This is a genomic window from Exiguobacterium sp. HVEsp1 (assembly GCF_002009685.1).
In the GTDB taxonomy this organism is placed as follows: domain Bacteria; phylum Bacillota; class Bacilli; order Exiguobacteriales; family Exiguobacteriaceae; genus Exiguobacterium; species Exiguobacterium profundum.
The window spans coordinates 845,767-869,129 of the sequence record NZ_KV917367.1 but is presented as its reverse complement, the minus strand read 5'-3'; the positions used below and the strand labels follow the sequence as shown (position 1 = coordinate 869,129).

Genomic DNA, 23,363 nt, shown 5'->3' with positions numbered 1-23,363 from the left:
AGTCATCCTTTTAACGTGGAGTGATGAAATTGATTGTGTAGAACGGACTGTCTTCTTCATTGTAAGCAAGCCCGACGGCAGCATGGGTGAATCGTGGCTGCATGATGTTCTCACGATGCCCTTTCGAGTTCATGAGTCCCCAATGCGCATGGAACACGCTCATCTGTCCCATGGCCAAGTTTTCGCCGGCCATCGAATATGAAAGTCCCGCTTCGTCCATTCGATCGAACGGGTCCTGTCCTTCTGGGTCCGTATGGCTGAAGAAGTCGTTCTCCGCCATATTCTGACTATGCGCCCGTACGACCGGATAGAGTGGTTCGTAGTCAGCTAGAGCATTTAAATCAAATTTCTCCCGATCCCAATTCATGAGAATACGCATCAACTGCTCATTGGCGACCGTCCCCTCTTTCGACAAGTCACCATAGTACCCCTCACTCGCCTCTTCGACACGGCGGTCGACCGACAAGATCCCTTTCAGGAGGTCATCATCATGCTGGTCAAAAAAGAAAGTGACATACTGACCATCGATTGCAAAAACGGAAAACGATGGATCGTCTGGAATCAAGTATCGATTTAGTCCTTTATTATACGAAGTCACTGCCTCGAAGCCGATGTCCTCGACTTGATCACGGGGCGTTTCATTCAGTACAAGACCTCGATACGTGCTACCTGTCTCGAACTGATAGAATCCTTTTTTCGCACCGTCCTCATCAATCAGTTCAAGTCCTCGGTCACCGCCACGTTCGACCAAATACCAGTCATGCCCGGCATACTGACTTGCGAACTTTGGCGCGTCTGTCGCTCGTTCGGTCGCCACCTCAGACTCCACCTGAATGCTCGTCGGGGCAGAGACGTTCGGCATCTCATATTGCCAAGCCATATAGAGTCCAATCCCCATCAAGAGGATGATCAATTTTCGAAACATGGCTCCTCCTTCCTTACTGCTCGCGCTGACGCTCCCCGAAATCGTGTAGTCTCGTCTTGATATCGGTGAGCATCTCCATATATGCGACATACGTCGCTTCGTCTATATTCAGCATACCACTTACTTGTAACGGCACATTCGCCGCCTGCTCACGCAACGCGCTACCGCTTTCGGTCAAACGAACGACGATTTTTCGTTCGTCGTCGGTCGCACGACTCTTCTCCACATAGCCGATTTGGATGAGCCGCTTGACGAGCGGCGACAATGTCCCAGAGTCGAGCGTCAACCGCGACCCGAGTTGCCGCAAATCGATTCCATCCTCTTCCCATAAGACAAGCATCACGAGATATTGACTATACGTCAGGTTTAGCGGTGCTAAAATTGGGCGATATAACCGGGTAAGCTCTTTTGAGGCGGTATACAACTGAAAACAGATTTGATGTTCTAACTTTAACGATTGGTCCATACGTAATCCTCCGTACTCTTCTTTAGCCAAGCATATCACTTGCGAAACTTTTTGACTGCTCTATAATTTAAATTGTGCACAACTTAATTGTTAAAAATGAAATGGAGGAATTCAATCATGAAATCACTATTCACAGCATCAGCAACAGCAATCGGTGGCCGCGAAGGTCACGTGAAATCAACTGACGGCGTCATCGACATGAACGTCTCGATGCCTGGCGCGAAACACGTCGACGGTGCGACAAACCCAGAACAACTTTTCGCAGCTGGCTATGCGGCTTGCTTCGGTAGTGCCCTCAACCTCATCATCGGAAAAGAACGTGTGAAGACAGACGGTTCAAGCGTCACAGGTCACGTCACATTAAATCAAAACGATGAAGGTTTCTTCATTTCAGTTGAACTTGAAGTCGAAATCAAAGGTGTCGACCAAGCGACAGCAGAACGTCTCGTCGAAGAAGCACACCAAGTGTGCCCTTATTCAAAAGCGACGCGCGGCAATGTCGACGTCAAATTGACAGCAAAAGCAGCATAATCTTCCTTCCCGCTCCTACGAGCGGGATTTTTTTTGCTTAACCCTGCCTATCGGAGTAAGATTAAAGACACGATTAGGAAAGGCGGGAGCACTGATGAAGAAGCATAAATCGACTCTACTGTTTGTTGTACTTGGCATCTTGTTGTTCACGTCGACGTACAACGGGTTGACCGTCCGAACGTATGACGTGACGTCCGATAAACTGTCAGCAGACGAGTCACTGCGCATCGTGCTCCTCTCCGACTTACACAGCGCATCATACGGTTATAAACAGTCGATTTTGATTGACCAGGTCCGTGCGCAGAAACCGGATCTCATCGCTTTACCCGGCGATCTACTAGACCGATATCGTTCACCTGAACCTGCATTCGAACTAATCGAAGGGCTTGAAGGAATTGCGCCGATGTATTTCGTGACCGGTAACCATGAAATCGATGGGTCGGATGACTATGTCCGTCACGATGTGAAAGATGTGTTTCGCTCATATGGCGTCAATGTTCTCGAAGACGAATGGGAAACGGTCACCATCAATGGGATCGACCTCGTCATCGGCGGGCTAGAAGACCCTCTTCGTGGGTTCAGAGAAAACATTTATACGGATTGGGATGCGGAGTCGACTGCGGCGATGCAGGACATCGCCCCCGATGAGACGTTCAAGGTGCTTCTCTCCCACCGTGCCGAACAAGTCGACACGTATGCTAAACTTCCATTCGACCTCGTCTTATCCGGACATGCTCATGGCGGGCAAGTGAGAATCCCTTACTTGATGAACGGATTATTCGCACCTGACCAAGGATTCTTTCCTGAATACGCAGGCGGACTCTACGAGCATGAGACGTTTACCCATGTGATTGGACGAGGATTCAATTACAGCTTCAACATTCCACGTATTTATAATCCACCAGAGATTGTTGTGATCGATGTGAATGGTCAAAGATAGTCATCATCGAATTCCAATATTTAGTTCACTTTTTTTAAAAGAAGGGTATACAAGCTATGTTGCTAATTACTTGTCTTTAAAAGGAGGAGTGAATTATATGCGCGCAGTAACTTATCAAGGAACTAAGAAGATTGAAGTAAAGGACGTTAAAGATCCCGAAATCGAAAACCGGGAAGAAATCATTGTAAAAATTACATCGACAGCTATTTGTGGATCAGATCTTCATATCTATCAAGGGAATATGCCTACTCGCCCTGGTTTTATCATTGGACATGAGCCTATGGGAATTGTTGAAGAGACTGGACCTGATGTAACTAAAGTGAAAAAGGGTGATCGGGTCGTCCTTCCATTCAATGTATCATGTGGTCACTGCTTTTATTGTGAAAATGAGATGGAGAGTCAGTGCGATAACTCTAACCACGCCCCTCACACTGATGCTGGTGGTTTATTTGGATATACTGAGCAGTTTGGAAATCATCCCGGTGGTCAAGCAGAGTTTCTAAAGGTTCCATACGGTAATTTCATGCCGCTTGTCATCCCCGAATCATGTGAGCTTGAAGATGAGGCGCTTCTCTTTTTATCTGATGTTATACCAACAGCATGGTGGAGTTTAGATAATGCTGGCATGAAAGCTGGAGATACGGTAGTGGTTCTCGGATCAGGTCCTGTGGGGTTAATGACTCAAAAATTAGCTTGGGTACGTGGGGCTAAACGCGTTATTGCTGTAGATCCCGAACTCTATCGACTAAATCGGGCAAAACTATCAAATAAAGTAGAAACAATCCTTTTAAAAGATCCAACTGAGACAGGAAAATATATCTATGAGATTACGAATGGCGGGGCAGATGTTGTTATCGACTGTGTGGGTATTGATGGAAAAAAATCTTCAATTGAAAAGATAGAACAAAAACTTATGATCCAAGGCGGTACACTAAGCGCAATCAAAGTAGCAAAAGAAGCGGTTCGTAAATTTGGGGTCGTTCAACTTACCGGGGTATACCCAATGAATTATAATCAGTTTCCGATGGGAGATTTTTTCACCCGAAATGTTACTTTGAAAACAGGACAAGCACCTGTTATTCATTATATGCCTGAGTTATTTCAAATGATCATAGATCAAAAATTTGACCCTACTGACATTATCACGCATCGTTTATCTCTTGAACATGCTGCTGATGCCTATCACTTATTCAATGAGCATTTAGATGACTGCGTAAAAGTAGTATTGAAGCCTTAGTAAAAGGGAGTTCAGTCCAAACTGAACTCCCTTACTCTTCACTACCAGATGATTCGTTCTTCACAACATTGTCGTTCCCGTTCAATCTGGACCGTCGAACGTTCGAACGTCCCGTATTTCCGGATTCGTTCCGTCACTTGTCTCAAGACGTCTTGATCATCCGTCTCTTCTCCAATCAACACGTGACACGTCGCTGCATGCTCGCTCGACGAGATGGACCAGACATGCAAGTCGTGCACTTCTTTCACCCCGTCAACTTTAGCAATCTCTTCTTGCATCGCCCGGACGTCAATCTGTTCCGGCGACCCTTCCATCAAGATATGAATCGCGTCACGCGTCACACGATAACCGCTGATTAAAATCAAAATCGCAACAAAGGCGCTCGCGACCGGGTCCGCCCACGTCCATCCGAACAACATGATGAGGATTGCTGCCGTGATGGCTCCGACCGAGCCGAGCAAATCTCCGAATACGTGCAACAACGCACTCTTCACGTTCAAATTGTCTTTCTCCCCACGCATTAAAATCCAGGCGGCAAGGATATTGACAAGCAGCCCGATGATGGCGACGACAAGCATCCCACCGCTCAAAATTTCTGGTGGCGCGCTGATCCGTTGGTATGCCTCGACGAGAATATAGACCGAGATGACGAGTAGTGTCACCCCGTTAATGAATGCCGCAAGTATTTCAAAACGTCGATATCCGAACGTCCGACTTGGCGTCGCCGCTTTCGCCCCAAATCGGACAGCGAGGAAACTGAGTCCTAACGCCGCCGCATCTCCTAGCATATGCCCCGCATCCGACAACAGCGCCAAACTGTTCGTCCATAGCCCGCCGATCACTTCGACGACCATGAACGCTGCAATCAAGAGAAAGGCGAGTAAGAGTGCCCGCTGATTCGTCGAATGATGGTGATGGTGGTCGTGATCATGATGATGTGCCATAACTGACTCCTCCTTCTACTGTTTATCTTATTCCATTTTAACCAAACATTCAAACGTTAATTTGAATGTATAACGATAAAAAAACGGGAGAAATGAACTCTCCCGCTTTGTCTCATTTTTGCTCCAGGCGGACACGCATGACGCCGCTATAAGGGAACAGTTTCAATTGGAGCGTCTCGCCCTCGAACCAGATTCCGGTCGCTTGTTCGCGAGTCGGTTGTACGTCTGGTGTTGCGATGGCTAGCTTGTCCCAATCAAAGGCCCGTACTTTTTGGTCCCGGACCATGAGGAAGAATCCATCATAGAAATGATACTCGTTCACTTGGTCACGTTGAACGGCAGAAGGACTGCCAAGCTCCGCACGGACGGTTTCGAGATCTTTTCCAATCCAGTCAAGGACGGACTCCGAAGCGTTCGGGACGACTTGTTGCCAAGCGGCAATCACCTCGTCATCCGATAATGCCGTCGCTTCTGTCGTCACACTTTCTTCTGTGACCCAGCCGGTCAACCGCTCGTTCAACTGAACTTTCACAAATCCACTTACCGTCTCCAACCGTTCAAATCGATCACCCAAGTCGGCTTCATAAACGACCGTGACCCGGTCATCCGCGTATACTTTCGTATACGGTTGCCCGATATAAATCTTATCTGCCGATTCCGTCTCAGCATCAGCATCAGCCGGTTGTTCCGACTCGGAGTCGACCATTTCCGTGGCAATCTCATCCGATTCCGGTAAAGCCGAGTCCTGTTTCTTGTCAATCAGTGCCGCGAACGCGATGATCCCGACCAAGGCGAGCATTAATGCCAATGCCGTCGTGATACGGAACACGCGTTTACGCTTCCGCGTCGTCGCACGCGACAATCTTCCTCCATTCATGTTCTTCACTCCTACTCGATTCGATTCATTTCACTCGTTTCGTCAAATGGTAGGAGGTTTCCTGCTTCATCAAAAAATTTCAATTCATCTTTTGTCAATTCGTCCATCGTTCTGACCATTTGTTCGACATCGACCGGTTCATCGCGCTCATCGTTCTCACGTATGACAATGTGCTCTCCTAATTCAATCGTGCGCGAAGTCAGACGATGAAAGTAGCGGTCGTGGGAAATCAACAATAATCCACCCGGATAGACGGACAACGCCGCCTCGATTTGTTCGCGTGTCGCCACATCTAAATAGTTCGTCGGTTCATCTAATGCCAACAGATGGGCATCCGAGAAGTACAAGATGAGAAACGCGATTCGACACTTTTCTCCCATGCTCGCCTCGGTAATCGGTCGGTGCACTTCATCTCGCCGGAACAAGAAGTGAGCGAGCAACGTCCGCGCCTCCGTCTCTCCGATCTCACTATTGGCGAGTAACGCCTCAAGTAACGTTCCGGTCTCCGGGAGACGCTCGAGCGTTTGAGAGAAATATCCGATCTTCAGACGAGGATGTCGCTTGATCACGCCCGAGTGTGGTAATCGTTCACCGATCAGCACGTTTAATAACGTCGTCTTTCCGCTTCCGTTCGGTCCGGTAATCGAGATCCGCTCTCCTTTATTCATCGAGAAGGAAAACGGTTCATAGAACGGCTTGTCGTATCCAAACGTCACATCCTCACACGTCAGCCACGTTTTCGCTTCGAGCTCATCCGCCGCAAAACGGACGGAGATGGATTTCTCCTCTTTTGGTTTTTGTGGACGATTGTCTTCGAGCTGCCTTAACTTCTGTTCTCTTGCCTTCATTTTGACGGCGAGATTGGCCGCTCCTTTTTGCGCTCCCGGACTGCGGACACTCGCTGTCGCTTTCGCCTTTAAGTGCCACCCTTTATATTGGGCAATCATCTCGAGAAGTTCTGCCTTTCGGTTCTCGTATCGAGCATGTGCTCGCTCGTCACGCACGCGTTCTTCTTCTTTTTGATGTTTATACGCCGTATAGTTTCCCTGATATCGAGTGACTAGTCCGCCTGACAGTTCAAGAATGGTCGTTGCGACATCATCCATCAGTTGACGGTCGTGTGAGATGATGAGCACCGTCCCCTTAAACTGATTCAACCACTTCGTGAGCCAGTCGATCGACTCGAGATCCAGATGGTTCGTCGGTTCGTCGAGCAGGACGAGGTCCACCCGCTTCATCGTCAATGTTGAGAGCTGAGCTCGCGTCTTCTCGCCTCCACTTAGCTCGTTAATGTTTCGGAAGAGGTGCTCCTCCAGCCCAAGTCGAGTCAATGCTCTTGTCGCCTCTTGTTCCAAGTTGTACACATCGAGTGCGAGCGCCCGTTCATAGGACCGCATGACACGCATCTCGTCACCAGAAGAAACATCTTCATAGAGCGCATATCGTTCAAGATCACTGCGCATCGTCCACTCAAGTACGGTCATGTCTGTCGATTCGATGGTCTGTCGGACGAGTCCGACCTCGCCAAGACATTCAATCTTCCCGGCTTGCGGGGTCAACTCCCCGGTCACAAGTCGGAAGAGCGTCGTCTTCCCACTCCCGTTCAATCCGAATAATACGGCACGCTCTCCAGCCGCGACCTCGAACGAGACCGCGTCAAATAATGGTTTCCGGTCATAGTCAAACCGGACTTGTTTTACTGCTAACATCTGTTTCACCTCGCTTATGAATCCGATACGCGATGAAACAAAAAACACCATCCGCTTCAAAGCGGTGGTGTGAAGGAATCCGTTCAAAGAGGAAAACGAGCGCTTCCCGTATTTGAAAAACTGGACACACTTCACCCGTGACTGTTCAAGCGAACAGTGATGATTCGTCTCATCGTTGGAGTGAACGTGTATTTTTCATGGCACGGTGTACCTCTCTTTCCTAAGTTACTGCCACCTTATCAAATTGAAAGCGGATTCGCAAGAGTGTACCCCATAATCTCCCATTTTTTCTACTCCTTTAGGCGGATGCGGTGCATCTGTCCTCGCGATATGATGACAGTATATTCGAACAGTGAGGTGATGCATGATGCGTCGACGCATCCTCGTTCCGAGTGCCGTCTTGGCGAGCGTCGGAACGTTTCTCTATACACGATTCAAACGACAGCTCCCCCGTCCGCGCTTTAAATGGCCGGAACGTCCAGAACTGACAACCATTGATGAGACGCATGTGCAGGCGACGTGGATCGGGCATTCGACGGTCCTCATTCATTGGTATGGGCTCAAGATTTTAACGGACCCCGTCTTCTCAAAACGAATCGGTGTCCATCTCGGACCGCTGACAGTCGGCATGAAACGTCACACCGCTCCGGCCCTCTCCATTGAGGAGGTCGGCCCGGTCGATGTCATCCTACTCAGCCATGCCCATATGGACCACTTTGACCATAAAAGTTTGAAGCGACTCATCACTCGCGAGACGATTGTCGTCTCTGCTCCTGGGACGAGCCGCCTGTTGCGCCGATACCCGAGTCTGCAGACGCTCGAACTGCATCCACATGACAAAGTGACACTTGCGAACGGGCTCGATGTCCGCGCCATTCCCGTCAAGCATTGGGGCAACCGTTTCCCGTGGGACAAACATATGGGGTACAACGGGTACCTGCTCAAATACAAAGGGATTCGTATGCTCTTCGCAGGAGACACGGCCTATACCGACTCCTTCAAAGGACTCGCTGACCGTGAACCGATCGACCTCGCCTTCTTCCCAATCGGTGCCTATCAACCGGACTCGTTCCAGGAAGCGCACTGTACTCCGGAACAGGCTTGGATGATGTACAAAGAGAGCGGAGCGAAGCGTTTCTTCCCGATGCATTGGGATACGTTCGTCCTTTCTTATGAGCCTGTCGAGGAACCGTATCATCGTCTCGTCGCGGCCGCAAAACTCGACCGTGACCAAATTGTGATCAAGGCGCACGGGGAAAGCATCCGTCTGTAGTTTTTACTTTCCCTTCATCCAAAATTTCGGTAACGTTATAGACGAGAGGGAGGGATTTTTTATGGAATGGACGACGTTGAATAATAACGTCAAGATGCCGATGCTCGGGCTCGGTGTCTATAAGGTCGAAGATGGCGCAGTGACGGTCGATACGGTCAAAGCTGCGCTCGATGCAGACTATCGATTGATCGATACGGCTGCGATTTATCAAAATGAAGAGAGTGTCGGACAAGCGCTTCGTGAAGCAGGCATCCCACGAGAGGACGTCTTTGTGACAACAAAGCTTTGGAACGAGTTCCACGGATTCGACGAGGCGCTCCAAGCGTTTCAGGATAGCTTAGATCGGCTCGGACTCGAGTATGTCGACTTGTTCCTCATCCACTGGCCGATGCCTCGTTTCGGTAAATTCGTCGAAACGTACAAAGCACTCGAACAGCTGTATGAAGAAGGACGCGTCCGAGCAATCGGGGTCTCGAACTTTGAGATCGAGCATTTGGAGCAAATCATTCAATCATGCTCAATCGTCCCGGCCGTGAACCAGGTCGAGATCCATCCATATTTGTCTCAGAAAGAACTGATTGCATTCTGCAAACGATATGACATCCAGATTCAAGCGTGGAGTCCACTCATGAAAGGACGCGAAGCGCTCGAAGATGAGACGATCGTCAAGATTGCGAACGCTCACGGCAAGTCACCGGCCCAAGTCATTTTGCGTTGGCACTTACAGAACGGCGTCGCCGTCATCCCAAAATCCGTCACACCGAGTCGAATCAAAGAAAATATACAGGTATTCGACTTCACGTTGACGAAAGAAGAGATGGCGGCCATCGATGCGCTCAATCGTGACGAGCGGACCGGGTCCGACCCGAAAGAGATGCATAAAATCCATTACTGAGGAGTGAATGACATGTTCAAAAAACTGGCTTCTGATTTGACTGGCTTCAGCGACATCGGTGAGGTGATCGACCCGTCCGATTTTGATAAGGCGGACTCGGATGATTATGTCCTCCATGAGGATAACGAAAAGATCTATTTCTTGATCAAATCAAAATCGGATGAATACTGCTTTACAAACTTAGGTATGATTCACCTTGATGGAACGAGTGCGATGAGTTCGAAACGAGTGCTATATCGTTACCCTTACGCACACTATCCGATTAAGCACGTCATGTTCGAGACGGCCGGCACCGTCGACCTCGATGTCGAAGTCAAATTCACAATCGGCGACAAGCCATACTCAATCGATATCAACAAGAAACAAATCGAGCACGTGAAAGATTTGTACAAGGCACTCCTCGCGATTGAAGAGATTCAGCGGGAAGGCCGTCGCATGATGGAGTATGCGAACACATCACTGACTCACTCCGTCTCGATCTTGAGCGGACTTCGTGAAGGTGACATGAACGTGCCGAACACGTTCAAGGAATTGAACGAGCAATCGTTCGATTGGCTACAACGCCACTATCATGAATGGAACCGTAAAGACTTCGGTACGGTTTACGAGAAATACATCAATAACTAAAACAACTCCTCCGCAGACGATTTGTCTTCGGAGGAGTTGTTTTTAGTTCTCATCGATCAATTGCTCGGCCAACCGCTGATACAAGTGGCTCATATGAACGGCAGATGCGATGGCGAGCGTTCGCTTGACATCGCTCTCTTTTTCGAGCGATGTACTTAATAGCGTGTCCGCCTGGGCTTCGAACGCTTCTAGATTCTTCACTTTCTGAGCCTGATAGGCCTCGTAGAAGTCTTCAAGTGAGAACGTCTCATCCGACTCGTTCAACGGTCGGAGCGTCTCCTTAATATCACTGATCGACAAGAGACCTTTCATCTCATAAATCAAACTGAGTAACATCAGATGTTCATTTGTATACTTTTTATTTTTGACGGGATGAAACAACTTGCCCTTGGCATAGTTGTTGATCATCGTCTTCGTCAAAATGGTCTCCTTCTCGTTTCGCTTCATCTTCCCATAATGCTGCTCGAACAGCTGGATGACCTGATCCATGTATAAATTGATGGTCGGCAGCACATCCCGCGGGAGTGTGCCTTCCGTTTCGGTAATGTCCTTCGCTTTCATCTACCTCACCTCACTTCCTAAGTATAAAGAAAACTTCCATTTGTCGAAAGGTACACCTTGCTGTTTGTTCCTCTTCAGTATATCATGTAGTTATCGATACTACATGATGTGATAAGGAGTGTTTTACATGCATTCGATTTTCCGTGAACCCATCAACGCACTGACGCATCTTGCCGGTGCGGTACTGGCTTTCATCGCCCTCATCGCGATGGTCGTCAAAGCCTCGTTACTCGGCTCGCCGCTTGCCATTATGGCCGCGATTCTATTCGGGATCAGCCTCGTCTTTCTTTACTTATCGTCAGGTCTTTACCATAGCATCATCGCCTCACCGAACGTCATCGCTTTCTTCCGGAGAATCGATCATGCGATGATTTACGCATTGATTGCGGGTACATACGCACCGCTCACGTTACTCGCGCTCGAAGGACCGACGCGGTGGGTCCTCTTCGGTACCGTACACGCACTCGCCTTGTTCGGCATTATCTTCAAACTCGTTTGGTTCCATGCCCCGCGTTTCTTGTCGACCGCGCTCTATATCGGGATGGGCTGGCTGTCCGTCTTCTTTATCGGACCGCTCCATGACGTAATCGGCAACGCCGGTATCTTCTGGCTCGTCCTCGGTGGCGTCATGTATACCATTGGTGGACTCATTTACGGGTTCAAGCCAAAATTCGTCAACTGGCGAGGCTGGGGCTTCCATGAGGTGTTCCATCTGTTCATCTTGTTCGGAAGCTTCGCCCACTTCGTCTGTGTGTTTTGGTACGTCTTTTAAGTCCTCCTCGTGGAGGGCTTTTTTCATGAGCCGTTTCCTGTACTTTGAATTCAAGATTTCCTACACTAAGGACAGGAGGGATTCATCATGAAAATTGAAGTATGGTCAGATTATGTCTGCCCGTTTTGTTATATCGGTAAGCGTCGTCTAGAAGAGGCGCTCGAACAGTTCCCACAGGCAGACCAAGTGGAAGTCGAATTCAAGAGTTTCGAACTCGACCCGAACGCCCCGACGAATGATTCACGTACCATCTATGAGGCACTCGCAACGAAATATCGGATGCCGATCGAACAGGCAAAAGGAACGACTGCACAAGTCGCCGCTCAGGCCCGCGAAGTCGGACTCGATTACGATTTTGAGAACATGGTCGTGACGGGTACGCTCGACTCGCATCGTTTGACGCATTACGCGAAAACGGTCGGGAAAGAAAAAGAATTGTCGGAAGCGTTGCTTCAGGCGTATTTTGTCGACGCGAAACACATCGGGAATCACGATGTGCTGCTTGAAATCGCGACAAGCGTCGGACTCGATTCTGACGTGGTTCGTGACGTCTTGACGACTGACGTGTATACGGAAGAGGTACGTGCAGAAGAGAAGCGCGCGAGCGACCTCGGCATCACGGGTGTGCCGTTCTTCGTATTCGACAACAAGTACGGGGTGTCCGGTGCTCAGCCGACAGAAGCGTTCACGCAAGTGCTCGAAAAAGTCTGGTCTGAGAACAACCCGACAATCCAAGTCCTTTCGAACGGTGCGACGTGCACTGACGACAACTGTGATATTTGATTGATGAAGAAGCCGACGTTCGGCTTCTTTTTTGTGGCTAAATGAATCATTCTCAAGCATAATTATTATCAACAGATAAGAATCGAGGAATACATCTATGTGGAAAAATCGGAACGTCTGGATCATCTTGACGGGCGAATTCGTCGCCGGTCTTGGTCTATGGCTCGGTATCATCGGGAACTTGGAATTTATGCAGGACCGCGTCCCCTCTGACTTTGTGAAGGCGGTCATTCTCGCCATCGGTTTACTTGCCGGGGTCGCCATCGGTCCGCTCGCGGGTCGCTTGACCGACCAAGGCTCTAAGAAAAAAATCATGCTCATCTCGAGCATCGTCCGGGCGCTCAGCGTGCTCTTCATGTTCGTCGCCATCGAGACGAATTCGGTCGTGTGGATGGTCATCTTTTTAATCATCTTACAAGGGTCGGCCGCATTTTATTTCCCTGCCCTGCAGGCAGCGATTCCGCTCATCGTGAAGGAACGGGAGCTCCTCGCCTTGAACGGCGTTCATATGAATGTGTCTACCTTGTCGCGTGTCATCGGGACGGCGATTGCAGGTGTCCTTTTGACACTGATCTCGCTCCGTAACGTCTACGCGCTCTCGCTCGTCGCCTACCTGTTGCTAGCGGTCGCGACGCTCTTCTTGAAACTCGATGAGACGAAAACGCCCTCGGCGAAAAAGGTCGATGCGAAAGCGTCGAGCGGTTTCAAAGACGTCTTCCCAATCATCAAATCGATTCCAGTCATCTTCATGACACTCGTCATGACGCTTATCCCGCTCCTCTTCATCGGAGGATTCAACTTGCTCGTCATCAACATCAGTGAGTTACAAGATTCGACGGCGATTAAAGGATGGATTTATACGGCAGAGGGACTCGCCTTCATGACAGGTGCCTTTATGATTAAACGGATCGGAGAAAAATTCTCGGCGTTCTCGATTTTATTCTCTTTCTCGTTTTTAATCGGTGTCGCCCAACTGATGCTCTATTTTGCGGACATCCCGTTCATGTCCATTGCTGCGTTCGTTCTCTTCGGCTTCTCGGTCGGATGCTTCTTCCCGACGGCGGTCACGATTTTCCAGACACGGATGCCAAAAGAATATCACGGTCGTTTCTTCTCGTTCCGAAACATGCTCGACCGGATCATCTTCCAAGTCGTCCTTCTCGTGACAGGATTCTTCCTCGATTTGATTGGACTTCAGCTCATGGTCGTCTTGTTTGGAATTAGTTCGATTGCGATGACCGGCGCATTTCTTGTATACACGAGAAAGCATCAATTGCATATCGAGGAACATTCCACAGAGAAGATGTCTTCCTAACAAAAAAAACAAGCGGTGACCAAGGTCACCGCTTGTTTGCGTCTTCGAGCTCTCGCCACCACGTCGTCGTATCATTCCGACCATCGAGCGTGATCCGCTCCCCAATCTTCGGAGTGAGGACGACTTCTTTTGGTAAGAGAGACGACATCTGTTCTGCCGGGTCGAACCAATCGTGGAACGACAGCGTGAACGCCCCCCAATGGATCGGCATCATTTGGTCGGCCCGTAAATCGTGAAACGCTTGCGCGGTCTCTTCCGGTTGCATATGGACGTCTGGCCAGCGCACATCATATTGCCCGCATTCGAGTGCAGCGAAATCAAACGGTCCGTACTGTTCGCCAATCATCTTGAAATGCGGAGCATATCCACTGTCCCCACTGAAGAAGAGCCGATCCGTCTCACCGAGGACGACCCACGACGCCCACAGCGTGCTGTTGCGGTCCGTCAATGAGCGACCGGAGAAGTGACGCGCCGGCGTACAGATGAATGTCCACGACCCGAACGCATGCGACTCGCCCCAATCCCGTTCTACGATTCGTTCTGCCCCGATACCCCATCGTTTCAAATGGCTTCCGACACCGAGCGGTACGATAAACATGGCGACCTTGTCTTTGATGGCAAGAATCGTTCCATAATCGAGATGGTCGTAATGGTCATGCGTCAATAAGACGACATCGATTTCGGGCAAGTCCTCGAGTTCGAACGGCAAGTCTTCACTGAAGCGTTCGTTTTTAGCGAACGGGAGTGGGGATGGGCTACGTCCAAACATCGGATCGACGAGCATCGTCTTCCCGTCCATTTGTACCATGAGCGCCGAATGACCGAGCCAATAGATTCTTGTGAAGCTCGAGCCCGTCTTCTCCTCAAAATCGATTGGCACGATCGGAAGACGTTCGGTAGGCTTACGCAGTGACGTCACATCACGATAGTCGCGCGCCATCGACACCATGTCTTGCGCAGAGAAGTTCATCGGTGTCTCATATTGATTACGGAACTTTCCATTGATCCGGTTCGGAGATTGAAGCGATTTTGGCTTTCGTCCAAGTGGTTTGTACTGTGTCAGAATCGTTCCGGTGACAGCCGCCATTCCAACCAATGAGAGCAACATCGTCTTTTTCATGTAGGTCCTCTTTTCTAATAGTTCGTTGAATTGATTATAGCGTGCCTTCGCCGTTTCTATACGAGAAAGGATGTCGATTCGCCTATCTTTCAAAAAATGGCGTGCTCTTCAATGAGCATTCTGGTTATTCCATTATATCAGGTCTCTTAAACTAAAAAGACCTGCCCACCCGTGTTTGGTGGAGCAGGTCTTCGGTTAAGATTTTTGCAAGATTTTAATGTCGTTGATGATGTCTTCGGTCGGAACGTTTTGGAAACCAGGATACGCCTTGATGATTTTTCCTTCTTGGTCGACCAAATAGAAATACGTGCCGTGGTCGACTTGTGTGCCTTCGTCAGGCTTCCGAACGAGCGCCTTAAAGTTCTGTTGAGCAAATGTTTCAATTTCGTCTTGCGAATAGCCTGAGAGGAACTGCCAATCTGCTTTCGCAAGGTCATAGCCACTCATAAACTCCTTCATTTTCTCCGGAGTATCCACCGTCGGGTCGACGCTGAAAGAAACAAATTGCACGTCTTCGACGCCTTCTTTTTCAAGCGCTTCATTCAGTTTAGTCATATTGTATGTCATCGGTGGACAGACTGTCTCACAGCTTGTGAAAACGAAATCCGCCATCCACACTTTCCCTTTTAAATCGTCAAGACTGACCATTTCTTCATCTTGATTCGTATATTCGAACGATTCGACTTCCCAGTTGAGCGGATCCTCAATCTCTTGACCACATCCTGCTAGGACGATGAGCATCGTCGTCAAACCAATCATCCACCATTTCTTCACACGTGCCAACTCCTTATCGCTTTTTGACGTTCCACATGAGGATTGTGATGAGCGTGAAAGCCGTCAATGCGAGGAACGGGATCGTGATGAACCCGAGCCAGTTAATGTATTGACCGCTACACGGAACTCCTTGTGCACAAGGTTGAATTTCTGCAAAACCTGGCACTTTCTGTACCAAGTAATGGTAAAGTGATACGAAACCGCCTATGATAGTAAGCGGTAACACATATTTCCGAACCGCCCGATCGTCCGTGAAGACGGCAATTCCTAAGAGGATGGTCAGCGGATACATAAAGATACGTTGAATCCAACATAGCTCACATGGCACGAACTCCCGAATCTCACTGAAGTAGAGACTGCCGAGCGTCGCCGTCAACGAGACGAGCCAAGCGAGGTATAACCCATACTTTTCGAGAAATGATTTCATCTTACAAATCCTGCTCGATCAGCTCTTGGATTTTTTCGTAATCGAACGGGTCTTCGAGCATCACGCCGTTGATCATGATGGACGGGGTGAATTGAACACCGTTCTCTTTTACAAGACCGTCATCCGTACTGACTTTTTCAAGTACGGTCGATTCTTCCCCAAGGTCTTGCTGAAACTTCGCCAAGTCGACCGATGTCGTCTCGCTTGCGATTTCTTTCAGCTTCTCGACGGTCACCCACGCATTGTCGTGTTGTTGTGATTCCGGTTGCGCATCGTAGAGCGCCTTATGGAACTTCCAGAACGACTCAGGGTCTTGCTCGTATACCGACTCGGAAGCGAGGGATGCCAAGATTGACTCTTGTCCGTGGAACAAGACGTTAATATAGCTGAAGCTGACGTCTTCCTTGTCGAGATAATCCGCTTTCAGTTGCGGGTAAATCGTTTCACCCCACTGTTTACACGAAGGACACTTGTAATCTCCGAACTCGACGACGGATACTTTCGCATCCGGGTTTCCGAGTGTCGGTTGTCCTTCAATCGAGACGTGATCGCCACGCTCGGCTGTCGTCGACTCATCTTGGTTGAGTAAGACGAACACCAATGCGATTAACGCGACCGCAACGATGGTCAAGATGACCAACAATTGATTCTTTTTCATTCTCTTCACCTCTATCTATTTTGACTCGTCTTTCATTATAGCGGAAGCTCTTCTTCCTATCATGATATCGACTCGTTTTTCATAATTCTCTTTAATTCAAGCTTTAGGAGGTATATTTACGCATGATCAAGTCTTTTACGATGCGCCTCGGACTCATTTTGGCACTCAGCATTGCCACGCTCGTCTTTTTACTGACAATCGCACTCACTTCCCTCATCAGTCACCGGGCATCTGACGCGCTCGAGAAAGAAATCGGGGAACGACTCTCGACGACATCGCATCAGTTGGCGGACAAACTCGATTTTTATATGTGGTCACGCTATCAAGAAGTCCAACTCTTACAAGGCCTCGATTTAGAAGACCGAGACGAGACACGTCGACTACTCGACCAAGTCCAATCAAACATTCCCGCCTTCTCTTGGATGGGCGTCACGGATGCGGACGGGACCGTCGTCGCTTCGACGAACGGGATTCTCGAAGGGGCATCGATTGCCGAACGACCGGTTTATCTTGAAGCACAAGATGCTCCCTTTATCGGAGATGTCCACGAGGCAGTTCTCTTAGCTGAATTATTGCCGAATCCGACGGGAGAACCGCTCCAATTCGTCGATATCAGTGTCCCGCTTTTCCAGGACGGCTCGTTTCAAGGGGTACTTGCCACTCATTTAAGCTGGGCCTGGGGGAAAGAAGTACTCGAACATTTCAATCGAACGCTTCATGAACAAGTCGATGATACGGATTTATTCGTCATCAGTGAACGAGACAGTGTCGTGCTCCTCGGTCCAGACGACATGGTCGGAAAACCACTCCCTGTATCCTTTACAGAAGGCGCCTCCGTGAAAGAGTGGGATGACGGTCAAGACTATCTGACAGGCATGTCAATCGGAGAAGGATATGATGAATATCCTGGACTTGGTTGGCAGGTCGTCGTCCGTCAGCCGACGGCAGTCGCGTTTGCACCAGTCGAGACACTTGAAACGAGAATTCTATGGATTGGTTTATTGGCCTCACTTGTGACGGCTGTACTCGGTTGGCTACTCGCTTCGATCGTGACGAGACCGTTGAAGCGAATCACCGAAACGGCTTCGCTCATGGAACAAGGGAAAGCAAACACGTTTCCCCATCAATCAGGAATCAAAGAGATTGAGTCGCTCGCGTTCGCGCTCGAATCGCTCGTCACCTCCCTTACGGAGTCAGAGTCGGAACGGGTACACTTTGAAAAACTAGCGAATCGTGACGCACTGACCGGTCTTTCAAATCGGGTCGCCCTACGTGAACAGCTGAATCAACTACACACCTCGAAAGAACCTTACGTCTTCTTCTATCTCGACCTCGATGGCTTCAAGGCGGTGAATGATACATATGGTCATGCGGTCGGGGACGAGGTATTGGTCGAGGTCGCACACCGGTTACGGGCTCTGCCCCTCGAGGAGGTCTATCCCGTCCGATTGAGCGGAGACGAGTTCTTCCTGATGTTCCCGAGGACTGAGCGTTCGACCCAACAAATTCGAGAGGTTGGAAACACACTCATCGATACAATTTCTAAACCGATTACGCTAGACATCGCATCGGTGAAAGTCGGGGCTAGTATCGGGGCGTCCATTTGGAGTCCACCGGAACCACCACACATTGCCATCGAACAAGCGGACGACGCGTTATATCGGTCAAAAGCGAACGGAAAACAACAACTTTCTTTCCATGAGTCGCTTTCGTGACGTCGTTTCTCCATACGAAAAGGAGTTCGTGATGAACTCCTTTTGCTTATTCTTCCGTATTCGTATTCACGTCTTTCTTCTGCACGTGTCGCCAGTCCGTTCAAGAATCCAATGACAGCATACATTTCCTCTAACAATACGTCCTGTTCTTTATCGATTTCATCGAAGATGGCTTGTCCCCATCGTTCAATGATTCCGCCGAGTTGAAGATAGTCATCGTTTTTGATTTTATTCTTGTCACGCAACAACTCCAAATAGCCACGAACCTCTTTCAGATTGTCATGCGTCATCGGGATGGCACCCGCTTTTTCTGTCGCCAAGATTTTTTGATGGGTCATCAGATGCATCGCGTCGATAAGATTCCCTACATTAAAAAAGCACTCGCCCCTATATAGGAGCGAGTACTTCCTGTTCTTACGCTTCGAACAACAATTGTTCTGGATCTTCAATCATGTCTTTGATGTGCTTGAGGAATGTCACAGCCTCACGACCATCTACGATTCGGTGATCATACGAGAGTGCCACGTACATCATCGGACGGTTCTCCATTGTATCCGCATCGATGGCGACTGGACGGAGTTGAATCGAGTGCATCCCAAGGATAGCGACTTGCGGTCCGTTCAAGATTGGTGTTGAGAGGAGTGAACCGAACACGCCACCGTTTGTGATCGTGAACGTACCACCTGTCAAATCACTCAACCCGAGCTTGTTGTTACGCGCTTTGTCCGCGAGGTGAAGGATATCTTTCTCGATTTCCCCGAAGTTTTTGCGGTCCGCTTCACGGACGACCGGAACGACGAGACCATCTGGAGCCGAGACGGCAATCCCGATATCATAATATTTCTTCAAGACGATTTCGTTGCCTTGGATTTCAGCGTTCAAGTAAGGCATCCGCTTGAGAGCTGCCACTGCTGCTTTCGTGAAGAACGACATGAAGCCGAGTTTAACATCGTTGTCTTTCACGAACTTCTCTTGGCGACGTTTACGAAGTGCCATGACCGCCGACATATCGATTTCGTTGAACGTTGTGAGCATCGCTGCCGTCTGTTGCACTTCGACGAGGCGGTTCGCAATCGTTTGACGACGACGTGTCATTTTGATGCGCTCTTCTTCTTTCCCACTCGCTGCCGGTTGTGGTGCCGGAGTGGTAGCCGCTGGTTTCTGCTCTTTCACGGCTGGTTTGTCTTCATGTTTTGAAACGTCATGGACGTTGATGCGACCGATTGGATCGTTCGTTTGGACAGCTGAAAGGTCGATACCTTTCTCTCGAGCGAGCTTGCGTGCAGCAGGTGTCGCGATTGGTCCTTTACCCGGACTCGCCACGTGCTCTTCACGTTTCTCGACTTTCTTGCCTTCTTCAATAGACTCTGTCTTTTTCTCAGTCGGTGCTTCTGTTTTCGTTTCTGTCGCGTTTTCCGTCTTCGTCTTCGTCGCGACAGCCGTTCCGCCACCAGAACCTGAACCGAGACGTGCGATGACTTCACCGACTTGAACCGTGTCCCCTTCTCCGGCAAGTTGTTCTTCTAACACACCCGCTTCGTCAGCCGGGACTTCGATATTGACTTTATCTGTCTCGAGCTCGACGATTGCTTCCCCTTTTTCGACTTGGTCGCCTGGCTGTTTGAGCCATGTCGCGACCGTTCCTTCCGTAATGGACTCTGCTAATTCCGGTACTTTGATTTCGATCACAATGAGTTCCCCCTTAACTTATTTACGATCTTTTTGATATGTGCTCGTGCCTGCACCGCTCGAGACGACGTCACGAGAGAGTGCTTCACGGATGATTCGTGCTTGTTCTTGTTTATGAGCTGTCGGATTCCCTTCAGCCGGACTCGAACGACGGCGACGACCGATATAACGGACATCGAGTCGGTTCGTTGTGACCGCTTCTAAACGAGGCTCGATATATGTCCAAGCCCCCATGTTTTTTGGTTCTTCTTGAACCCAGACGATTTCACGCGCGTTCGGATAACGGCTGATGACATCACGAATCTCACGAACCGGGAATGGATAGATTTCTTCGACCCGGACGATATGCAAGAAGTCGAGTGACTCTTCTGACTTACCGACCGCTTCCGCGAGGTCGATCGCCATTTTCCCTGTACAGAAAACGAGACGTTCGACTTTCTCTGTGTTTTCCCCGAGGCCTGGTTGTTCGACGATCGGCTTGAAGCTCTCTTCCGTGAACGCCTCGACTGGTGACGTGGCGAGCGGATGACGAAGCAGACTCTTCGGTGTCATGATGATCATCGGACGAATCTCTTCTTTCCCGAGCATCTCTGCTTGACGACGAAGAATATGGAAATACTGTGCCGCAGACGAAAGGTTTGCGACTGTCCAGTTTTTCTCCCCGGCAAGTGTCAAGTAACGTTCCATACGTGCACTTGAGTGCTCCGGCCCTTGTCCTTCGTAACCGTGCGGCAAAAGCATGACGAGGCCTGATTTTTGACCCCATTTCGCGCGTCCTGCCGAGATGAACTGGTCGAACATGACTTGTGCCGAGTTCGCGAAGTCACCGTATTGTGCTTCCCACAAGACGAGTGTATCTTGTGCGAATACGTTGTAGCCGTATTCAAATCCAAGCACCGAACCTTCTGAGAGCGGGCTGTTATAGACCGAGAACGATGCTTTCGCCGTCGACAACTCATGGAGTGGCGAGAATTTCTTACCTGACTCGACATCGTTCAACATGATGTTCCGTTGGGCGAACGTTCCGCGCTCTGAATCTTGACCGCTCAAGCGGACCGGCGTACCATCTGAAAGAATCGACGCGAAGGCGAGCGTCTCCGCATGACCCCAGTCAATTTTCCCACCTTCACTGAACGCGTCACGGCGACGGTCGAGTACTTTTTGAAGCTTATGGAAGACACCAAAGCCTTCCGGCCAGTTCAATAACTCTTCATTCAATTGCGTGAGGAATTCTCGTTCGACGCTCGTGTCGACTTTCGGGAATCCTTTATGGACCGCATCCGGTAACACGATGTCTGCATCTTCTTCTTCAGAAGGAACGAGATCACGTGCCGCCTTCAAGGCCTGTTCGATTTTTTGTTCGATTTGCGCCTTCTCATCTTTCGTCATGACGCCTTCTTCCTCAAGTCGTGCGGCATAGACGTGACGGACAGACTGGTGTCCTTTGATGGCTTTGTAAAGGACCGGGTTCGTGTTCATCGGTTCGTCCATTTCATTGTGACCGTAACGACGGTACCCGATCAAGTCGACCAAGATATCTTTATGGAACTTGGCACGATACTCACTGATCAACTTCGCGACGGCAACACATGCCTCCGGATCATCCGCATTCACATGGAAGACTGGGATCTCGTAGCCTTTGGCGATATCACTTGCGTAACGCGTCGACCGTGAATCGTTCGGGTCCGTTGTGAAACCGATTGTGTTGTTGGCGATGACGTGAACCGTCCCACCTGTACGGTAACCCGTCAAGTTCGTCATGTTGAGTGTCTCCGCGACGATGCCTTGTCCTGGGAAGGCCGCATCTCCGTGGATCAAGATTGAGGCTGCCAAATCGTCGTGCTGTACAGCCGATCCTTTTTCAGAACGGTCATCTTGTGCGGCACGCGTGTATCCTTCGACGACCGACCCGACGAACTCGAGGTGACTCGGGTTGTTCGCCAAGTTGAGACGGACTTCTTTTTGCTGTTCGACCACTTTCCGGTCAAGACCGAGGTGATATTTCACATCACCTGACCAACCGAAGTTGATGCCGATTGACCCTTCAGATGGAATCAATTCTTTGTTCGGTGCGTGCTGGAACTCCGCAAAAATCATTTCGTATGGTTTGCCGAGAACATGGGCAAGTACGTTCAAACGTCCACGGTGGGCCATCCCGATGTTGATATGTTCCGAACCGCTCGAAATGAGGCCTCCGACCATCGCATCGAGAAGTGGCACCATCGCATCCAATCCTTCGATCGAGAAGCGTTTTTGTCCGACGTATGTTTTATGAAGGAATGATTCAAACAGTTCGGTTTCAGCCAAACGTTTGAATAACTCAATTTTTTCTTCTTTCGAGAAGGTTTGCTGTAACGCCCCTTGCTCGACTTGACGGCGAATCCACTTCTTCTCTTCCATGTCATCTAAGTGACGGAGTTCGATGGCGACCGTTCCTGTATAAACGTCAAGCAAGTGACGGAATAGTTCCAAGGCGCTCGCGTTTGGTTTTGGTGCATCATCTGATAAAAGGCGGGCTGGAATTTGTTTTAAGTCTTCTTCTGTCAAATCATAGCGTGACAGTTCGAATAACTCCTGCTCGCGCGGATGGTCTTTTAGTGGATAAATATCAGCTGCTTTATGACCGAAAGCACGGATGTCGTTGATGAGCCGTGTCGCCGAAACGACCTTCTCTAAATCAAACGATGGACCCGAGACTGGAACTTCTGTCGGTGTCGACGTTTCCGGTGCCCCAAATTCGTCAAAATATCGGCGCGTTTCTTCATCGACCGATGATGGGTCTTCCAAATATTGTTCGTACAGTTCAATGATGTAGCCTAAGTTAGGACCATAAAATGCTTGCGATTTCTCGTGAACATTCGACGACTCTCCCATTGAATAAATCCCCCTTATCCATTCCTAAACGTTCAATCTGTGAACGCTTTCATTTTAACATGTAGCCCGAAGCAGTTCACCTTTCTCCTACCCTGGTGAACAAAACCAAATCTTGCCTCTTACGCTCAACTTCATACTACACCTTTCGTCGCAGAAAGACCCTTACAAATTCACAATTCGTCCATACTATTTCAATAAGTTTTGCTTATCGATAAATTGTGTCTTGATGTATTTGTTTCAACAATTTCAAA

At 49.3% G+C, this 23,363-nt stretch carries 22 protein-coding genes and 1 pseudogene; 10 read left to right on the top strand and 13 right to left on the bottom strand.

Annotation, left to right across the window (positions count from 1 at the left end; genetic code table 11):
• Positions 1-10: 10 nt before the first annotated feature.
• Together BV910_RS04500 and BV910_RS04495 are read right to left on the bottom strand one after the other, a co-directional pair.
• Positions 11-925, bottom strand: a complete 915-nt coding sequence (locus BV910_RS04500) for a CAP domain-containing protein (RefSeq protein WP_078146489.1) — start codon at positions 923-925, stop codon at positions 11-13.
• Between the two features lie 13 nt (positions 926-938).
• Complete coding sequence (locus tag BV910_RS04495; RefSeq protein ID WP_078146488.1) at positions 939-1,391, bottom strand: MarR family winged helix-turn-helix transcriptional regulator; 453 nt, start codon at positions 1,389-1,391, stop codon at positions 939-941.
• A 117-nt stretch (positions 1,392-1,508) separates the two neighbouring features.
• Here BV910_RS04495 and BV910_RS04490 point away from each other — a divergent pair, with 117 nt between their 5' ends.
• The 3 genes from BV910_RS04490 (at position 1,509) to BV910_RS04480 (ending at position 4,099) form a co-directional block, all read left to right on the top strand.
• Positions 1,509-1,922, top strand: a complete 414-nt coding sequence (locus BV910_RS04490) for an organic hydroperoxide resistance protein (protein WP_015881037.1) — start codon at positions 1,509-1,511, stop codon at positions 1,920-1,922.
• Positions 1,923-2,016: 94 nt separating this feature from the next.
• Positions 2,017-2,862 (top strand): metallophosphoesterase, encoded by an 846-nt coding sequence (locus tag BV910_RS04485; protein WP_078146487.1) that lies wholly within the window; start codon positions 2,017-2,019, stop codon positions 2,860-2,862.
• A 97-nt stretch (positions 2,863-2,959) separates the two neighbouring features.
• Entirely contained in the window at positions 2,960-4,099 is a 1,140-nt protein-coding gene (locus BV910_RS04480) for a zinc-dependent alcohol dehydrogenase (protein ID WP_031421303.1), read from the top strand.
• 41 nt (positions 4,100-4,140) lie between these two features.
• Here BV910_RS04480 and BV910_RS04475 read toward each other — a convergent pair whose 3' ends face one another.
• From BV910_RS04475 to abc-f, 3 genes are all read right to left on the bottom strand, one after another.
• Positions 4,141-5,043, bottom strand: a complete 903-nt coding sequence (locus tag BV910_RS04475; RefSeq protein WP_078146486.1) for a cation diffusion facilitator family transporter — start codon at positions 5,041-5,043, stop codon at positions 4,141-4,143.
• A 112-nt stretch (positions 5,044-5,155) separates the two neighbouring features.
• Positions 5,156-5,920, bottom strand: a complete 765-nt coding sequence (locus BV910_RS04470) for a hypothetical protein (RefSeq protein ID WP_078146485.1) — start codon at positions 5,918-5,920, stop codon at positions 5,156-5,158.
• Positions 5,921-5,931: 11 nt separating this feature from the next.
• Positions 5,932-7,629 carry a ribosomal protection-like ABC-F family protein gene (abc-f, locus tag BV910_RS04465; protein ID WP_078146484.1) on the bottom strand — a complete coding sequence of 566 codons (1,698 nt, stop codon included), beginning with the start codon at positions 7,627-7,629 and terminating at the stop codon, positions 5,932-5,934.
• Between the two features lie 367 nt (positions 7,630-7,996).
• Here abc-f and BV910_RS04460 point away from each other — a divergent pair, with 367 nt between their 5' ends.
• The 3 genes from BV910_RS04460 to BV910_RS04450 all read left to right on the top strand — a co-directional run bounded on the left by BV910_RS04460 (position 7,997) and on the right by BV910_RS04450 (position 10,424).
• Positions 7,997-8,902 carry an MBL fold metallo-hydrolase gene (locus BV910_RS04460; RefSeq protein ID WP_240499792.1) on the top strand — a complete coding sequence of 302 codons (906 nt, stop codon included), beginning with the start codon at positions 7,997-7,999 and terminating at the stop codon, positions 8,900-8,902.
• A gap of 61 nt (positions 8,903-8,963) precedes the next feature.
• Positions 8,964-9,797: an aldo/keto reductase gene (locus BV910_RS04455; RefSeq protein ID WP_078146482.1), complete on the top strand. Its 834-nt coding sequence runs from the start codon at positions 8,964-8,966 to the stop codon at positions 9,795-9,797.
• Positions 9,798-9,809: 12 nt separating this feature from the next.
• The gene (locus BV910_RS04450; protein WP_015881030.1) at positions 9,810-10,424 is read left to right on the top strand and encodes a PH domain-containing protein; all 615 of its coding nucleotides are present in this window, start codon (positions 9,810-9,812) and stop codon (positions 10,422-10,424) included.
• Between the two features lie 42 nt (positions 10,425-10,466).
• Here BV910_RS04450 and BV910_RS04445 read toward each other — a convergent pair whose 3' ends face one another.
• Positions 10,467-10,985, bottom strand: a complete 519-nt coding sequence (locus BV910_RS04445) for a DUF1836 domain-containing protein (RefSeq protein WP_078146481.1) — start codon at positions 10,983-10,985, stop codon at positions 10,467-10,469.
• A gap of 127 nt (positions 10,986-11,112) precedes the next feature.
• Between BV910_RS04445 and trhA the strand changes: the two genes are divergently transcribed.
• The 3 genes from trhA to BV910_RS04430 all read left to right on the top strand — a co-directional run bounded on the left by trhA (position 11,113) and on the right by BV910_RS04430 (position 13,855).
• Positions 11,113-11,757, top strand: coding sequence for a PAQR family membrane homeostasis protein TrhA (trhA, locus tag BV910_RS04440; protein ID WP_031421292.1), 645 nt, complete (start codon positions 11,113-11,115; stop codon positions 11,755-11,757).
• A gap of 87 nt (positions 11,758-11,844) precedes the next feature.
• Complete coding sequence (locus BV910_RS04435; RefSeq protein WP_078146480.1) at positions 11,845-12,540, top strand: DsbA family oxidoreductase; 696 nt, start codon at positions 11,845-11,847, stop codon at positions 12,538-12,540.
• Between the two features lie 97 nt (positions 12,541-12,637).
• A complete protein-coding gene (locus BV910_RS04430) occupies positions 12,638-13,855 on the top strand; it encodes an MFS transporter (protein ID WP_078146479.1) in 1,218 nt (405 codons plus the stop codon).
• 25 nt (positions 13,856-13,880) lie between these two features.
• On the opposite strand, the gene BV910_RS04425 is transcribed toward BV910_RS04430, so the two are convergent.
• From BV910_RS04425 to BV910_RS04410, 4 genes are all read right to left on the bottom strand, one after another.
• Entirely contained in the window at positions 13,881-14,975 is a 1,095-nt protein-coding gene (locus BV910_RS04425) for an MBL fold metallo-hydrolase (protein ID WP_078146478.1), read from the bottom strand.
• A gap of 195 nt (positions 14,976-15,170) precedes the next feature.
• Positions 15,171-15,749, bottom strand: a complete 579-nt coding sequence (locus tag BV910_RS04420) for an SCO family protein (RefSeq protein ID WP_269318191.1) — start codon at positions 15,747-15,749, stop codon at positions 15,171-15,173.
• A gap of 13 nt (positions 15,750-15,762) precedes the next feature.
• Positions 15,763-16,176, bottom strand: a complete 414-nt coding sequence (locus BV910_RS04415) for a disulfide oxidoreductase (RefSeq protein ID WP_047795569.1) — start codon at positions 16,174-16,176, stop codon at positions 15,763-15,765.
• A 1-nt stretch (position 16,177) separates the two neighbouring features.
• Entirely contained in the window at positions 16,178-16,834 is a 657-nt protein-coding gene (locus tag BV910_RS04410; RefSeq protein WP_078146477.1) for a DsbA family protein, read from the bottom strand.
• 122 nt (positions 16,835-16,956) lie between these two features.
• On the opposite strand from BV910_RS04410, the gene BV910_RS04405 reads away from it, so the two are divergent.
• Positions 16,957-18,549, top strand: coding sequence for a diguanylate cyclase domain-containing protein (locus BV910_RS04405; protein WP_078146476.1), 1,593 nt, complete (start codon positions 16,957-16,959; stop codon positions 18,547-18,549).
• 83 nt (positions 18,550-18,632) lie between these two features.
• Here BV910_RS04405 and BV910_RS15045 read toward each other — a convergent pair.
• The 3 genes and pseudogenes from BV910_RS15045 to BV910_RS04395 all read right to left on the bottom strand — a co-directional run.
• A pseudogene (locus BV910_RS15045) lies at positions 18,633-18,887 on the bottom strand (DUF6241 domain-containing protein); the annotation flags it as partial.
• Between the two features lie 76 nt (positions 18,888-18,963).
• Complete coding sequence (gene odhB / locus BV910_RS04400) at positions 18,964-20,238, bottom strand: 2-oxoglutarate dehydrogenase complex dihydrolipoyllysine-residue succinyltransferase (RefSeq protein ID WP_078146475.1); 1,275 nt, start codon at positions 20,236-20,238, stop codon at positions 18,964-18,966.
• A gap of 18 nt (positions 20,239-20,256) precedes the next feature.
• Positions 20,257-23,112, bottom strand: a complete 2,856-nt coding sequence (locus BV910_RS04395; protein WP_078146474.1) for a 2-oxoglutarate dehydrogenase E1 component — start codon at positions 23,110-23,112, stop codon at positions 20,257-20,259.
• Between the last annotated feature and the right edge of the window lie 251 nt (positions 23,113-23,363).